The following is a 15,367-nucleotide window of genomic DNA, read 5'->3' on the forward strand; positions in this document are numbered from 1 at the left end:
ATTTAATTGATAAATAAAGGTAATATAATTAATTATTAAAAATATTAATTATAAGACAAAGTTTCATATCTGAAACTAAATTGCATTCTAAACTTACAATGAACTTATTAATAATTAGGTGCGAGTGTCACGCAGGGTAAAGAATACAGAAGGTGCTTTGAGGTGCGGTATCATTGCGATAACTATCTGATTTTTATAACTGTGTTTCAGCTTTATCGAACCCAAGAGAGTAAGGGAATTTGTGACCCTACGGTATCGTTACTGTGGGGCCTTGTTTATTTTCTGAAAATAGCTACTCAAACGTCACGTTTAATTGTGAGGGACTTGTATTAGCTTGTCGTTGCATTGTGCTTTGCAAGCCTCATGTAAAACGTGAGAGGCAACTAATATGAATAGTCTAGAAAATGCAACCATTGAACACTTCAAAAATCAATTTCAGGGTGATGTTGTTTTGCCCGGAGATCCTACGTACGACGAAGTTCGTCAAATCTGGAATGGCATGATAGATCGGAGTCCCGGTGTTATCGCTCGCTGCAAGTCTGCCGATGATGTCGTGATGGCGGTTAACTTTGCTCGGGATAACAATCAGCTACTTTCGGTCCGAGGTGGTGGGCATAATATTGCGGGCAATGCGGTTTGCGATCATGGTGTGATGATCGACTTGTCACTTTTGAATCATGTTCAAGTGGATGAAAGCGAAAGAAGGGCTTTCGTTGAACCTGGCTGTACGTTGGCTGATGTCGATGAGGCCACACAAAAATATGGATTAGCAACGCCTGTCGGCATTAATTCAACCACGGGAATTGCGGGGTTAACGCTTGGTGGTGGTTTTGGTTGGTTGAGCCGAAAATATGGTATGACGATAGACAACTTGGTCTCTGCAAATGTCGTAACTGCAGATGGTCGTCAACTGCTCGCGAATGAGACAGAAAATGCCGATTTGTTCTGGGCGTTACGTGGGGGCGGCGGTAACTTTGGTATCGTTACGCGTTTTGAATTCCAGCTACATCCTGTCGGTCCAGAGGTGTTAAGTGGTCTCATTGTCTTTCCATTTGAGCAAGCGAAATCCATTATCACCCAGTTTGCGAAATTCACTGAGTCGGCCCCTGATGACCTAAGTGTCTGGATGGTGAGTCGGAAAGCGCCGCCACTCCCATTCTTACCTGAAAGCGTTCACGGTAAAGAAGTGGTTGTACTCGCGATATGTTATGCGGGTGACCCGGCTGAAGGTGAGAAGTTAATTGCACCGTTGAGAGAGTTTGGTGATGCACATGGTGAGCACGTTGGTGTACAGCCATTTGCGGCGTGGCAGCAAGCGTTTGATCCATTGCTTACTCCGGGCGCACGTAACTATTGGAAATCGCACAATTTTAACTCGCTAAGCGAAGGTGTGATTGATGCAGCGATAGAATACGCAGGTAAGTTACCATCGCCTCAGTGTGAGATTTTTATCGCCTCTCTTGGCTGCGCTGCCTCTAGACCTGAGCCTGAGTCTATGGCTTATTCTAGCCGTGATGCAAACTATGTATTAAATGTGCATGGAAGATGGGACTCCGCAGAAGATGACCAAGCTTGTATCGCGTGGGCGAGAGACTTTTTTGCCAAAACCAAACCGTATGCCAGTGGAGGTGCGTATATCAACTTCCTTACACAAGACGAAGCTGAACGTACAGAGTCTGCCTACGGTCCAACCTTTGCGCGTTTACAAGCAGTGAAGAAGAAGTTTGATCCAAATAACTTGTTCAGAATGAATCAGAATATCAAGCCAGAATAAGTGCAATAAGAGCGTCGTCATTTCATATGACCGGATCTGTCACTTAATATCAAATAACAGTGGCTCTAAAATCTAATGGAGCCACTGTTAGCTAAAACCTTCGAACTACGTCTCTTCATCTTGATAGTTTAGATAACGTACACACAAATCATGAAACGCTTTTGCTTGAGGCGAGATCGTGCGGTCGGTCAACGTAAAGATACCAATTTGCCTTTCAAGCGGTGGATCGATAAGTGGGATCCAAACCAAGCGTGTTTCATTGGTTGGGAAAGCAAGCTTCGGTAGGGTCGTGACACCAATCCCAAGCTCTAAGACAGAAAACAGCGAAGTGATATTCTCGACCGAATAGAGCGCTTGCTCACTCAGTGCTCTGGCTGGGGTTGGATCGAGAAGCGTACAGGTGCCGTTACGAATAAAAGGTTGTTCGAGCAAAGTTTGCCACTCGATTCCCTCTGTTTGATTGGCAATCGGGTTATCTTTTAAACACACCACGCCAATGGGGTCGGACAACAGCGGTGTAAAGTCAATGCCGCCCTCATCAAGGTGAGAGGGGTTACCGAGCGCCAAGTCGACTTCACCGGAGAGTAAGCGAGCCTCGACGCCCGCCGCGTTATCGTCGATCAAGCTTACTTCTACATTTGGATACTGCTCGCAAAAGGCACCCAACACGCTCGGGATGAGTTTCGCTGCAACAGAAGGAACGCTCGCAATTCGCACTCTCCCTTGCTGTCCGGCCGCGGCAGCTTTGAGATCGTTGTCCAGCGCACTGTAGATATTGAGAAACTGAACCACCTTGGGCAAACAAATCTCACCAAAAGGCGTTAATTTGGTTTTGTTGCCGGGTTCAAACAGCGTTTGTCCTAGCATTCTCTCTAGCTCTTTTATCGACGTGGAGAGCGCAGCCTGAGATCGATTTGCACGATGTGAAGCGGCTCGAAACCCACCTTCCTCGACTACCATCACAAAATGCATTAATTGTTGAAGCTTAATACTCATCCCTAATGCCTCTTAATCCCTTTATTTACGTTATTCTCAATGAGGTGATAAGTTTTATTTATCAAATGTAAAAAATTTACCGTTAGATTTATCGCCTGTCAATGTGCATCATTTAACCATATTGAAACAAAGCTGTTACAAAGGTTGAAAGGCACGTGAATACTCCTACTAAAAAACACCCAGTTAAAACCAGTCTATTTGCTTCTAAAGCGCCGCTTGAATGGGCGATTGTTAACAATGGAACTCTGTATACGGCTCAAATTCCTATTGATGACACAGGCGCGGTTGTGGAAGGCGGCATCGAAGCACAAACACGTCAAACCTTTAACAATCTCATTCACACCCTGGAGTGTGCAGGGGAGTCTTTGGACTCTGTATTGCAGGTCCTGATTTACGTGACCGACAGAGAATACTTAAAAACCGTTAACCAAGTGTACGCGGAATATTTTGAAGCGCCGTACCCAAATCGCGCCGCCATGGTGGTTGCAGGGTTAGCACGAGAAGAAATGTTGGTGGAGTTTGTCGTCTACGCGTCGGCAAGCCAACCAGAATAAATCCAACAAGAATAATTGAGATCAGTGAGTGGGTGGCTTGCCATCACAAATCGGAAGAACAAGGAAAGAACCATGACTTTTATTAACAATGTTCAAGCAGAAAAATCCCTCTATATAGCAGGTGAATGGCAATCTGGCATGGAAACCATCGTCAATATTAACCCTTCTGATATCAGCGAAAACATTGGCGATTTCGCACAAGCGAGTGTGTCGCAAGTAGAGCAAGCGATTCAAGCGGCTAAATCAGCGCAGCTAGAGTGGGAAAAAACACCAATCGAGCGCAAACAAGCAGTGCTGCAAGCGATTGGTGATGAGCTCATTGCACGATGTGACGAATTGGGCACCTTGCTTTCGCGTGAAGAAGGCAAGCCATTTGCTGAAGGTCGAGGTGAGATTTACCGTGCCGGCCAATTCTTCCAATACTTTGCTGCTGAGGTACTGCGTCAAATTGGCGATAACGCTGCTTCCGTCCGTCCAGGTGTCTCCGTTGAAGTTACTCGCGAAGCCGTCGGCGTTATCGCCATTATCTCTCCTTGGAACTTCCCAACAGCAACAGCGGCTTGGAAAATCGCGCCAGCACTTGCGTTTGGCAATAGTGTCGTCTGGAAGCCTGCCAACCTAACTCCAGCAAGTGCCGTTGCACTGACTGAGATTATCCATCGCCAAGGTTTACCTGCTGGCACGTTTAACCTCGTTTTGGGTAGCGGTTCGCAAGTTGGTAATACCCTTATCAATTCGAAAGATGTGAACGGCGTGAGCTTCACTGGTTCTGTGGACACAGGCCGTAAAGTCGCCGCGGCAACGGCACCAAACTTTGTGCGTTGTCAGCTAGAGATGGGCAGTAAAAACGCGCTCGTAGTGGCAGATGATGCAGATATTCAAATTGCGGTCGAAGCAACAATCGCAGGCTCATTCTCGGGTGCAGGTCAAAAATGTACCGCGTCTTCTCGTCTTGTGGTTATGGACGGAATTCACGACGCGTATGTTGAAGCGCTAATCAAACGCATGAGCGAATTAAAAGTGGGTCACGCACTGGAAGAGGGCGTATTCATGGGCCCTGTTGTTGATGGTAACCAGCTGAATGCGAACTTTGAGTGGATTGAAAACGCACGCCAAGCAGGCGCGGAGCTGGCTTTCGGTGGTGAGCGTCTGAGCCTAGAGCATGACGGTTACTATATGTCACCAACCCTGTTCTTGAACACACAAAACAGCTGGGAAATGAACCAAGAAGAAGTCTTTGCACCAATGGCAAGCGTGATTCGCGTTTCTGATTTGGATGAGGCGATTGCAGTCGCGAACGATACGCGCTTTGGCCTGACAGGCGGCATTATCACGCAAAGTCTGCGCAATAGCGCGATCTTCAAACAGCAAGTCCAAACGGGCTGCGTCATGGTTAACTTGCCAACTGCGGGTACAGATTATCACGTCCCATTTGGTGGCCGTAAAGAATCTAGCTTTGGCCCTCGTGAGCAAGGGCAGTACGCCAAAGAGTTCTACACCGTGGTGAAAACCGCTTATCAGCGCCCTTACTAAGAACAGCAGGGTAGCTGATGGTGTCAGTTACCCGCACTGAAAGGCTAAGAAATTGTTTAAGGAGTGGTTATGTACCAACAACGGATTGTGATTGACGGATTGCAGTACTGCAATTGGGATCGAGAGTATTTCCAAACGCTTAAGGCGAGTGGCATTACCGCTGTTCATGCCACCATCGTCTACCACGAAACTGCGCGCGAAACCTTAACGCGTTTTGCTGAATGGAACTTGCGCTTCGAGCAAAATGCGGACCTCATCATGCCTATTTATTCAATGGCAGATGTAGAAAAAGCCAAAGCAGAAGGCAAAGTCGGCATCTTCTTCGGCGCGCAGAATTGCTCACCTATCGATGATGAAATTGGTCTGATTGAAGTGATGCGCCGCCAAGGTCTGCTGATCATGCAATTGACCTACAACAACCAAAGCTTACTGGCGACAGGTTGTTACGAACAAAACGATTCAGGTGTAACTCGCTTTGGTAAGCAAGCGATTGAAGAGATGAACCGAGTCGGGATGATCATTGATATGTCCCACAGTGCAGAGCGTTCTACGTTGGAAGCCATCGATCTTTCTTCGCGTCCAATTTGTATCAGCCATGCCAACCCGACGTTTGCGCATGACGCACTGCGTAACAAGTCCAACACCGTGATCAAAGCACTGACGGAGCGCGGTGGTTTGATTGGATTCAGTTTATATCCGTTCCATTTGCCAAATGGCAGCCAGTGCACGCTGGATGATTTCTGCCAGATGGTTGCGAAAACCGCAGACATGTTTGGCGTTGACCATTTAGGTATCGGTAGCGATTTGTGCTTAAACCAGCCGCAACAAGTGTTGGAGTGGATGCGCAACGGTCGTTGGTCAAAAGCGATGGATTACGGCGAAGGTTCGGCAAGTAACTCGGGATGGCCAGATGCGCTGCCATGGTTCTGCGGCAGTGCAGGGATGGAGAACATCTACAACGGATTAATGCGTCACGGATTCAGTGAATCTGAGGCAGGAAAAATATTGGGTGAAAACTGGTTTAACTTCCTCAAAGAAGGATTAGAGCCTATTTCATAGTACACCCAAAATTAGGAACCGCCTGCCTACATAACAACAATACGGCAGGCGTAAAACTCACATTTGTAGCCAGTCTTTGGCAGCTGCAAAGAACCTCTGGAGCCAGAGTATGTCTGATTTAACCAATAGCATGAAAGCTTCCACGATGAGCGTGTCATCGGGCAAGTCAAAAGCAACACACAACACATCAACAACAGAAAACACGACGGACAAATTAGGACTGAATAACCCGGCCTTTTGGTATAGCGGTGGTTTTATCGCGTTGTTCGTTGCTATTGCACTTTATGACGGCGAGTTGTTATCTACGATCGTTAACGCCGGCTTTGGCTGGGCAGTTCAGGTGTTTGGTCCTTACTGGCAGTTACTGCTGCTTCTCACTTTTCTTATTGGTCTTGGCTTGGCTGCAGGGCGAACAGGCAAGGTGATGTTGGGCGGGATTGCAAAACCAGAAATGGACTCTTTCCGCTGGATGGCGATTATTTTCTGTACCTTATTGGCTGGTGGTGGCGTTTTCTGGGCCGCGGCTGAGCCTATCGCGCATTATGTTAGCCCGCCACCTCTATACGGCGCGCAAGATAACCCGCAGCAAGGTGCGGTGAATGCGTTGTCGCAATCCTTTATGCACTGGGGCTTTCTGGCTTGGGCGATTGTAGGTAGCTTAACTTCCATCGTGGTGATGCACCTGCATTACGACAAAGGCTTACCGCTAAAACCCCGTATTTTGCTTTACCCAGTCTTGGGCGAACGAGCACTTAAAGGCCAACTCGGTGCATTGATTGACGCATGCTGCATTATCGCGGTAGCCGCGGGCACCATTGGTCCAATTGGGTTTCTTGGCTTGCAGGTTAGCTACGCGTTAAATGCATTGTTTGATATTCCTGATGGCTTTACGACTCAGCTTATCATCATCTTGTTTGCGATTGCGCTTTACACCTTGTCAGCACTCAGTGGATTAAGCCGAGGCATGCAACTGCTTAGTCGTTACAACGTGATTCTGGCAATGGCATTGATGGTTTACATCCTGTTTTTTGGTCCTACGAATTTTATCTTTAACGGATACATTCAAGGGGTCGGAAGCATGTTGGATAACTTTATCCCAATGGCGACCTATCGCGGTGACGAAGGTTGGCTAAGCTGGTGGACAGTATTTTTCTGGGGCTGGTTCCTTGGTTATGGTCCGATGATGGCAATCTTTATTGCGCGTATTTCTCGTGGTCGCACTATTCGCCAAGTTATTTCAACCATCAGTATTGTGGCTCCGCTCACCACCTGTTTTTGGTTCACGATTGTAGGCGGCTCTGGCCTTGCGTTTGAAATTGCTGAGCCGGGTAGTGTGAGTGCGGCGTTTGAAGGCTTTAACTTGCCAGGTGCTTTGCTTGCGGTGACTCAGCAACTACCAATGCCAATGCTGACTTCAATTCTATTTCTGATTTTAACCACGATCTTCATCGTCACGACGGGCGACTCAATGACCTACACAATCAGTGTCGTGATCAGTGGTGAAACGGAGCCGAATGCGATCATCCGTACCTTCTGGGGCGTAATGATGGGTGTGACAGCTCTGATCCTGATTTCGCTTGGCTCTGGCGGCATCTCTGCACTGCAATCTTTCATTGTGATTACCGCGGTTCCGGTTTCGCTGATTCTGTTGCCGTCACTTTGGAATGCACCGCAAATCGCAATCAAAATGGCGAAAGAGCAAGGGCTATAACAATTATCTAATTCAAACAACGTGGAGCTTGTGCGGGTGTTTTCCTCCTACATCCGCACAAACCCTAGTATTCTTACAATAACAAATAGGTGGTGAGCAAAATGGATGCACATCGTTCTACTTATACGGAAGCAACTATGCGCGACGCAGCGATTGTCATGGCAGCCGAAAGGCTTGGCGCAATGCACCAAAACCGAATCAGCTTTGTTCGTAGTCTGATTCGTAATATGGCAAGCCAAAACTGGCAAGTAACCAAGCATGAGTGGCAACTTTGTCCGCGTGGTTATGGTCACGTTATTTACAAGTTGACCACGCCAGAGCACGTTTATCATTTGGTGGTGTTCTGTGATGAAATTGCTGATGACGAGCGTAATGACCGCGTCATTGCTGAAAAGTGGGACGTCACATTCGCACTGGTTCAAGGCGATGTTGATGTTACTTTGTTGGAAAGATTGCGAGCAAATGTACCGCTGCAAGAAGCGGGACGCAATCCGAATAACGTGCTTGTTCTGGCTCGCGCAAACAAAAGCGTGCGTGTGTTTGAACACATTGTTAGCGCCCTTTCTCAAGGCAAGCAGCCCGAGCCAAAAGAGCTGGCGGAAGTGGGTTATATCCTGCGTACCACAGCTGTTTATGGGAACGGCAAGTTTGGCATCGCCGATTTCAAACTGCTAGAGAACAACTCAGATTTCAGCCAGTCTTTTAGTGCGCAAATGTGTGCCGTATATATGTTGCGCGAATTCAGCCTGGATTGGGTGCACTACCTAGCACTTCAGCAAGGAGGCGACAACGCGGTGGCTTTGCATCGTGGCTTGCAGCGCTACCTTGGTGTCGGCAATGCTACTGGCTTAGGCATGGCTCCATACTTGATTAATCACCCGTGCATCGTTGACCAATGGATGACCTCTCGCGAGCGTGCGGTAGCGCGAGTCTTTGCGATGCCGTGTGAAGCGTCATTCCATGCTCCTTTGCAAGGATTACTACAAAAAGCACAGCGCCATCTAGAGCAAGTCATCACCATCAATGAACATCAAGACAGGCTCAATCATCAAGCGATAGCAGACATCAAACAACTGCTATCGGAGCTAACAACATTAATGGCATCACATCCTAACTGGGCGAGTTTGGTCGAGCAAAAGAAAACAATGAGTGTGGAAGCCCAAGAAATCCTCACCTCTTGCTTGATCGAACTGTACCCATCTTTGGTGGATGAATTTGCTAGCCAAATGAATACGGATGAAACGTTATCGATTCCGGGCGGGAAAAAGATCCAAGATTTACTTGAGGTGTTGCAAAGCAAATACCGCTGGGCGATTGATGCGGATTACTCACTAGCCGAGAACAACTACTGGTTCTGGTATCGTTCACAAGACAAAGAAGAACCAAGGCTTGGTGTTCGTGGTGAGGAAGCAGGAGAAGAAAAAGAGCTGCCGCTTGATATCGGCAGACAAGTGAATCGCTTGTACCACGCCTTGCTTGGTTGTGATGAAGAAATGTCCGTAGCAGAGTTTCTGTTGCAAAATCCGACTTACCGTTCGATCACACGTCGCGTATGGACGTTAGGCAACCGAGCAATGGGTGATATTCATATGAACGTGCTGCGTAAAGATGCGTTACCAATGCACTTATTGCGCTGTAAGTTGGCGATCTTTGGTGCGACTAAGTTTGATCCGCGCTCGGATCGTTGGGTTCGAGTTACTTTCTTCCAAGGTGCGCCGCTGTTAGATGAAATTCACGATCCTAAACTGGCGGACACATGGATTTTCCCGAGCATGCCGGAACGAGAAGAAATTGCGCAAAGTGACAATCAAAAAATCAACGGAGGATTTGCATTATGATCGTCTCTCACAACGAATTGGTGGCCGCGGTTAATAAGGCATTTCTTGGCATGCGCCGTCACTGTGGTGAGGCGGATGTCATTGCGAACATGGTGGCGGACTTGCAAATGGTTGGCTTGCACGGGGTGCGTCACTTTAATAACGCCAGCCTGTTTCTTGGGTTAGATTCGGACTGCGCCGTATCGGTGACCAACAGCACGCCATCGAGTATCGAGATGGATTTGCACAATGGCAGTGTGGCGTGCCACTTACCCGCCGTGTTGGATTTCGCACTTGAGAAAATGATCAACAGCAAGTCGATTAATATCACATTGAAACAGTGCCATAACCGTTGGCTAGGTTTTAGTGAGTTGTTGAAGCTCTCTGCAAAAGGCATCGCGTGCCGTGCACAATGGGTCAATGGCTCTAGTCCAAAACGAACGCTTTATGTGTTAAACCGTGGACGAATCGCGCCAGAAGTCTTTTTCTCGGATCAGTTTGATGGGCATGATACGAATTTGCATAGTATGGTTATCGAACTCTCTGTGAACGATTTCGATATCGAGAAAAGCGCACAGGGATACACCATTCACATTGAAGGCGATGAGTTAAGCAACACGCAACAAGCCTCTTGGCAAAATGGTATTTTTGTCGAAGACCAAGAGTGGGAAACATTGAAACAAACCGCAACTGCATTGCTAGTGGAGAACAGTGAGCGTTCCATGCAGGGCGCTGGTGGTGTGGTTTAAGCTCTGAAGGGACTGTGATTACAAGTTTCAAGTGATGAAGGCTGCGGTTTAGCGGCCTTTTTTGTGCGCGATGTTCGGTCACTTCTTAGGTTCTAAGGCTATGATTATCGTTAAATACCAAGTAGAGCGACATAGGGAAGAAAAATGGACCTGCAAGAGAACAAAAGAAATGCCATTGCGTTTTACGAAACCGCCTATCGAGGTAACCCAAGAAAGGCGGTTGAAGAGTACGTTGGCGATGAGTACATCCAGCACAATCCATTAGTTGGAAATGGCCCCGAGGCTTTTATCGAGTATTTTGAGCGGATGCAAAACGAGTATCCCAATAAAGACATTACGTTTGTGCGAGCCATTGCTGAGGGGAATTTGGTGGCACTACACACTCACCAAACATGGCCTAATGATATTGAATACGTGACGATGGATTTCTTTCGTTTTGATCATAATGGGAAAATCGTCGAACATTGGGACGCTCTGCAAGAGATTCCTAAAGAAACATTGAATGGTCACACCATGTATTAACGAATCGTTGATTAGCCTCCAATACTATTTACTCAAACGGTATGGGAGGCTAAATTATTTGGTACGAGTTAGACGTCAATCACTAGAGCGCTTTTTCGATTCTCACCGCTACGTCTTCAGATACCCAACCTTTCCATAAGTCAGGATAGGTATTAAAGAAGTAAAACATCGCTTCTTCACCATCTGCGTAGTTATCTTCCATCCAGGCCAGCATTTCACTCATTTGCTCGTTGGTAAATCCGCGTTGCTGCAAGTACGCGAATGCTTGGGGTTCTTTGTTCGCAAATGCCTCAGTTGTTACTGTGCGAACTGGAGAAGGTGGGTACATTGTTACTTTTGGTGAAGCACAATCAGGCTGGGTGGTACAGTTGCGATACTCTTCCAGATCCGTTCCGCTACCAAAATCCACTTTGACCATATCATACTTGCCCAATACGGGTGTTGGTGACCAGTAGTAACCAAACCAAGGCATTTTGCGATCATAGGCTTTGGCGATGGTGCCAGCTAATGCTGCGCCAGAGCCTGGGTCAACCATCTCAAAGCCGTGCTCACTTAACCCTAATGCATTAAACAAGTGACCGGAGGTGATTTGGCATGTCCAACCAGCAGGGCAGCTATAAAAGGCGAACTTGTCATCATCCTCAGGGTGTTCAAACAGCTTGGCGTGTTTAATGACGCCTTCTATCGTCGCGAGCTCTGGATACTGTTTTACCAGATAGGCGGGAACCCAAAAGCCTTCTTCACCGCCATTGACAAGCGACTCACCAGCGATGCGCAAGCGTTTATCCGCAATCCCTTTATCAAGTGCTTCTTTAATACCGTTTGTCCATAACTCTGGCGCAACGTCAGGCTGCCCCTTTTCAATCATAGAGGTGCCTGTAGGAACGCTATCACCAGGGATCAATTCCGCATCGCACTGGTAGCCTTCATTTAAGACAAATTGGTCGATGTGCGCCATTAAGCTGGCCGAATTCCAATTCATATCCGCGATGGTTATTTTTCCACATTCATCCGCATTTGCATGAGTTGATAATGCTGAGAGCAGCAGAACAGAGAGCATTGAAAGTGTCGTCTTCATGTGACTGAATTTCCTTGTCGTTGTCATTTACTTCAGTATATACATCGGTTTATAAAGATTCAGTGAACAAGGTTTTTTCAGTGACGTTAAGCATAAAAACGGCGATTTATGAAGCGTTGAGTGAGAGTGTTTGAAAGGGAGTTAATACAGCAAGAACACCCCTTCGTAGCCGCCGATCTCAATGTGAGAAACATAGTCGCCGATGTTACCGTCTTGATCTACAGGTCGCATAGGCTCTGGAAGTGCGATAGTTATCTTCGGTGAGGAGAAATAATCGATATTCTTGCCAAAGAAATCAGTCCGATACAGCACTCGGCCTTTGGTGAATTCGCGGGCTAATACCATCTCCGTAGGGCCATGCATCACTACTGTATCTTCTGAGCGATACGCAAAGTACGTATGGGTTGGTAACAAATCGATAGCGCCATTAGGCAAGTCAGGATGAGCCACTTTGCTCATAGAAGCATCTCCAATCACCGTGTAATCGGCGGAATAGGGCGTGCTGGTGGACATCATTACCGGAGTCGCCTGATACCCCTCTGGGGTTTGATTGGCTGGTGTACCTAAATCAACGGCAAGCAAGGTGCTAGGTTGATAAGCAATATTCTTTGGTACGCCTGCCTTCCAGAAGTTGTCACCTGTTGTGTTATTACTTCCATATAAGTAGCCATTGTTCCACTGATTAAAGTAACTGCGCTCAGGGTGATAGTTTAAGTAGAACACCGCTAGTGCAGAGTATTGGTCCTGTTTCCAATTGTCTTCTGTGTTACCAAAGTATTGAACGCGACCATAACGCGTTGTCGCTTGATAAATCACTTTCTGGCCAACTTTGGCGAGTGCAGAGTTATCCCAAAATTTAGCCAAGCCAGCATAGCCACTAAAGCCGGTAGAAGGGAAAAGGTAGTGCTCGCGCAAGTACAAGGAGCCAGCACCAACCAAGTGGTTTTGGCCGTTACGACCGAATAAGTTGGCCGCGCCTATGTTGAGGCCAATTAACGCATCCGCATCCAGCGTCGCCAATTTGTTTAAGAACGCCGAGAATTGCGCTTTGTATGCATCATCAGCGGCTTGGCTTCCCGCCACCAAACCAAGCTCATCCACCGTACCACCGGAATAAACGTAGAACTGATTTTCTCCGAGTAACTTATTCGTATCGTCGTTGTACGCACCGTTTAAACCTTGTTTTGCCCATTCAGCTTGGTAATAGTGGTGTATTGCGTTGGCAAGATCGGGATTGCCGAGGTTGGTTAATGCCCAAGAAGAGGTTTGATTCCACATGCGACCAAATGGAATAACGCGTGACTCCCAACGAAATCGTGCGGTTGCATTCTTATTTGAGCGGCTCTTGAACTCTTGCCAAGAAAGATAATTATCTTGGTTTCGATCGGCTGATTCGTCAAAACCTCGAATTTGTCGCCAGCGCTGAATGGTTTGACCTTCAGGTGTCTCCGTTGGTGCTCCTGAGACATTGGCGACAGGGAAGCTATCTTTGAGTTGAATGTTTTCGAGGCGTGGGCGGTTTTCTATGTTGTCGTCATGCCAAGTAATTTTCGCAACGTAAAGGCGGCCGCCGTCGCGTAAAAAAGTGGACCCAAAATACTGACCGCCACCATAGGTTTGTCCGCTACCATCGTGTGTCGTAGCGCGAACCCAATCCAAAGGAACAGACCAGTTTACCGTTTGGTTTTTAGTCATGTTTTCAGTCTTGTCTTTTTTAATTGCGAAGCTTTTCCATTCTGTTACCAGACCGAATGAATCGATGGCAGAAGGGTATTCAATTGTGAAGTTGCCACCTTGAGCAAACTGGGAAAACGTAAGGGTCAAGCGGTCGAACTTCTCTGAGTGATAAACATAGAGGGCACCACCATTATTCGCCTGACCGAATACATCAGCATCCCATGGCGGTGGTTGATATAGCCAAAAACCGGCGTGGTCAGCGCTAGCCGTATAGCCAACGATCATCGGTTTTCGATTGAGTAAGGTATTTTCACCATGGCTTGAGTCGACTTCAGCTAGGACAGTGTCTTCCGAAAAATGAAGAAAAAAGTCCTCATAATCGATGTTATTTATTTCTGCTTGGTTACGTATATCGTTTTCCAGCCAACCTGAGTTAAGTTCCAGCTTTTGGTTGTACATGTAACCAAGCGCTTTTACACGCTCGTTATCACTCTTATTTTCGTAAGCTCCAAACACGATATCGGCATTATCCAACTCCCATTCAAGTGCAGCGGCAGCAGAGATAGGCTTATCTTGAAGATCAATACCCTGTTCATGCAACCCAGGTAACACGATTGCTGTTCTACTCCAAACGTTGGGTACAGAAAGCAAGCTCAAAGAAATGAGTGTAACGAGAGAAAAACAATGCGACTTCAACATGGAGTTATCCCATTAATACTTAGATGACTCAAATTAAGAGTCAGATACAAAGAGAAATTATAGTCCATTCGCGAAGTCGTAATCAGGACCCTGCCATAGAGGACTTTACAGGAAAACTAACAGGGGATGCTGTGCAAAAATGAGCGGGTGTACTTGGAATAGATCATCCTCATAGAGTCAAAACTTCCTCTACACGTCAGCACAAAAATAACCACCATTTTAACCTTGTTTCGGTCGTCACCATGTTGTTGGATTTTTCTTCAACAAATTCAGTTAAAACTAACTCTTCAAACCAGTCAGATACTCTGTCTTGGTGGTTTCTGATCATACAAAAAATTAACAAGTTAAATTTTTATACATTTTTATTGCATAAAAAGTCCAATTGAGTAATATAAATACCAAGTGACAATTAATGCGGTATGTCAGCATGACTATTCAGGTAAGCGGAATCAATAAATCCTACGGTGAGACACAAGTGCTTCACGATGTCAGCTTTAAGTGTGAAAGCGGGGAAACACTGGTTTTACTCGGTCCAAGTGGCGCAGGGAAGAGCTCTCTGCTACGTGTTCTTAACCTTCTTGAAGGGGCGGATAACGGCCAGTTAAACATCGCTGATGACGCATTCGACTTTTCAACTGAAATCAAAGAGAAGCAAGGTTTAGCGCTTCGTCGTAAAGTGGGCATGGTGTTCCAACAGTACAACCTATGGCCACACATGACAGTGATGGAGAACCTGATTGAGGCTCCAGTAAAAGTCTCTGGCATGGATAAAGAAGAAGCGAAGAAGCAGGCAATGCAAATTCTCGCAACGTTGCATTTGGCAGACAAAGCGGATGCATGGCCGATGCAACTTTCTGGTGGTCAACAGCAACGTGTGGCGATTGCTCGAGCACTGATGATGAAACCAGAAGTCTTGCTTTTTGATGAGCCTACCGCAGCGCTCGACCCTGAGATCACAAATCAAGTGGTTAAGATCATTAACGATTTAAGCGAAACCGGCATCACTCAAGTCGTTGTTACTCACGAAGTCGATTTTGCTAAAAAGATTGCTAGTCACGTTCTGTACCTCGAGAGAGGACATATTGTGGAGCATGGCACGCACGACGCGTTTGTTAACCCGCAAACCACTCAGTTTGCTGATTACCTAAATCACTAAATTACGTTTTTAAAGTTCAGTCTATTTAACAGATAAGCTCGG

At 46.7% G+C, this 15,367-nt stretch carries 12 protein-coding genes; 9 read left to right on the forward strand and 3 right to left on the reverse strand.

Annotated elements, in window-relative coordinates; genetic code table 11:
• Nucleotides 1–388: 388 nt before the first annotated feature.
• Entirely contained in the window at nucleotides 389–1,774 is a 1,386-nt protein-coding gene (locus tag EX191_RS07890; RefSeq protein ID WP_193447501.1) for an FAD-binding oxidoreductase, read from the forward strand.
• Between the two features lie 105 nt (nucleotides 1,775–1,879).
• Here EX191_RS07890 and EX191_RS07895 read toward each other — a convergent pair whose 3' ends face one another.
• Complete coding sequence (locus EX191_RS07895) at nucleotides 1,880–2,770, reverse strand: LysR family transcriptional regulator (protein WP_104973784.1); 891 nt, start codon at nucleotides 2,768–2,770, stop codon at nucleotides 1,880–1,882.
• A 155-nt stretch (nucleotides 2,771–2,925) separates the two neighbouring features.
• On the opposite strand from EX191_RS07895, the gene EX191_RS07900 reads away from it, so the two are divergent.
• The 7 genes from EX191_RS07900 to EX191_RS07930 all read left to right on the forward strand — a co-directional run bounded on the left by EX191_RS07900 (nucleotide 2,926) and on the right by EX191_RS07930 (nucleotide 10,715).
• Nucleotides 2,926–3,324, forward strand: coding sequence for a RidA family protein (locus EX191_RS07900; RefSeq protein WP_005375789.1), 399 nt, complete (start codon nucleotides 2,926–2,928; stop codon nucleotides 3,322–3,324).
• 72 nt (nucleotides 3,325–3,396) lie between these two features.
• Complete coding sequence (locus EX191_RS07905) at nucleotides 3,397–4,857, forward strand: aldehyde dehydrogenase family protein (RefSeq protein WP_193447502.1); 1,461 nt, start codon at nucleotides 3,397–3,399, stop codon at nucleotides 4,855–4,857.
• Nucleotides 4,858–4,926: 69 nt separating this feature from the next.
• The gene (locus tag EX191_RS07910) at nucleotides 4,927–5,916 is read left to right on the forward strand and encodes a membrane dipeptidase (protein ID WP_005390958.1); all 990 of its coding nucleotides are present in this window, start codon (nucleotides 4,927–4,929) and stop codon (nucleotides 5,914–5,916) included.
• Between the two features lie 109 nt (nucleotides 5,917–6,025).
• Nucleotides 6,026–7,627 carry a BCCT family transporter gene (locus EX191_RS07915; protein WP_005390956.1) on the forward strand — a complete coding sequence of 534 codons (1,602 nt, stop codon included), beginning with the start codon at nucleotides 6,026–6,028 and terminating at the stop codon, nucleotides 7,625–7,627.
• Between the two features lie 101 nt (nucleotides 7,628–7,728).
• On the forward strand, nucleotides 7,729–9,465 hold the full coding sequence (locus EX191_RS07920; RefSeq protein ID WP_193447503.1) for a hypothetical protein: 1,737 nt from the start codon (nucleotides 7,729–7,731) through the stop codon (nucleotides 9,463–9,465).
• Nucleotides 9,462–10,193, forward strand: coding sequence for a DUF3726 domain-containing protein (locus EX191_RS07925; RefSeq protein ID WP_085343646.1), 732 nt, complete (start codon nucleotides 9,462–9,464; stop codon nucleotides 10,191–10,193). Before EX191_RS07920 ends, EX191_RS07925 begins: the two co-directional genes overlap by 4 nt.
• Nucleotides 10,194–10,337: 144 nt before the next feature.
• Nucleotides 10,338–10,715, forward strand: a complete 378-nt coding sequence (locus EX191_RS07930; RefSeq protein ID WP_193447504.1) for a nuclear transport factor 2 family protein — start codon at nucleotides 10,338–10,340, stop codon at nucleotides 10,713–10,715.
• 82 nt (nucleotides 10,716–10,797) lie between these two features.
• Here EX191_RS07930 and EX191_RS07935 read toward each other — a convergent pair whose 3' ends face one another.
• Nucleotides 10,798–11,793, reverse strand: a complete 996-nt coding sequence (locus EX191_RS07935; protein ID WP_193447505.1) for an ABC transporter substrate-binding protein — start codon at nucleotides 11,791–11,793, stop codon at nucleotides 10,798–10,800.
• A 141-nt stretch (nucleotides 11,794–11,934) separates the two neighbouring features.
• The gene (locus EX191_RS07940; protein ID WP_193447506.1) at nucleotides 11,935–14,169 is read right to left on the reverse strand and encodes a hypothetical protein; all 2,235 of its coding nucleotides are present in this window, start codon (nucleotides 14,167–14,169) and stop codon (nucleotides 11,935–11,937) included.
• A gap of 427 nt (nucleotides 14,170–14,596) precedes the next feature.
• Here EX191_RS07940 and artP point away from each other — a divergent pair, with 427 nt between their 5' ends.
• Nucleotides 14,597–15,325, forward strand: a complete 729-nt coding sequence (gene artP, locus EX191_RS07945; RefSeq protein ID WP_341480770.1) for an arginine ABC transporter ATP-binding protein ArtP — start codon at nucleotides 14,597–14,599, stop codon at nucleotides 15,323–15,325.
• The last annotated feature ends 42 nt before the right edge of the window (nucleotides 15,326–15,367 follow it).

The sequence above is a fragment of the Vibrio chemaguriensis genome, assembly GCF_012275705.1.
Lineage (GTDB): Bacteria > Pseudomonadota > Gammaproteobacteria > Enterobacterales > Vibrionaceae > Vibrio > Vibrio diabolicus.

Coding starts and splice junctions, on each gene's coding strand:
- EX191_RS07890 (WP_193447501.1), top strand. CDS start 389: ATGAATAGTCTAGAAAATGCAACCATTGAACACTTCAAAAATCAATTT.
- EX191_RS07895 (WP_104973784.1), bottom strand. CDS start 2,770: ATGAGTATTAAGCTTCAACAATTAATGCATTTTGTGATGGTAGTCGAG.
- EX191_RS07905 (WP_193447502.1), top strand. CDS start 3,397: ATGACTTTTATTAACAATGTTCAAGCAGAAAAATCCCTCTATATAGCA.
- EX191_RS07910 (WP_005390958.1), top strand. CDS start 4,927: ATGTACCAACAACGGATTGTGATTGACGGATTGCAGTACTGCAATTGG.
- EX191_RS07915 (WP_005390956.1), top strand. CDS start 6,026: ATGTCTGATTTAACCAATAGCATGAAAGCTTCCACGATGAGCGTGTCA.
- EX191_RS07920 (WP_193447503.1), top strand. CDS start 7,729: ATGGATGCACATCGTTCTACTTATACGGAAGCAACTATGCGCGACGCA.
- EX191_RS07925 (WP_085343646.1), top strand. CDS start 9,462: ATGATCGTCTCTCACAACGAATTGGTGGCCGCGGTTAATAAGGCATTT.
- EX191_RS07930 (WP_193447504.1), top strand. CDS start 10,338: ATGGACCTGCAAGAGAACAAAAGAAATGCCATTGCGTTTTACGAAACC.
- EX191_RS07935 (WP_193447505.1), bottom strand. CDS start 11,793: ATGAAGACGACACTTTCAATGCTCTCTGTTCTGCTGCTCTCAGCATTA.
- EX191_RS07940 (WP_193447506.1), bottom strand. CDS start 14,169: ATGTTGAAGTCGCATTGTTTTTCTCTCGTTACACTCATTTCTTTGAGC.
- artP (WP_341480770.1), top strand. CDS start 14,597: ATGACTATTCAGGTAAGCGGAATCAATAAATCCTACGGTGAGACACAA.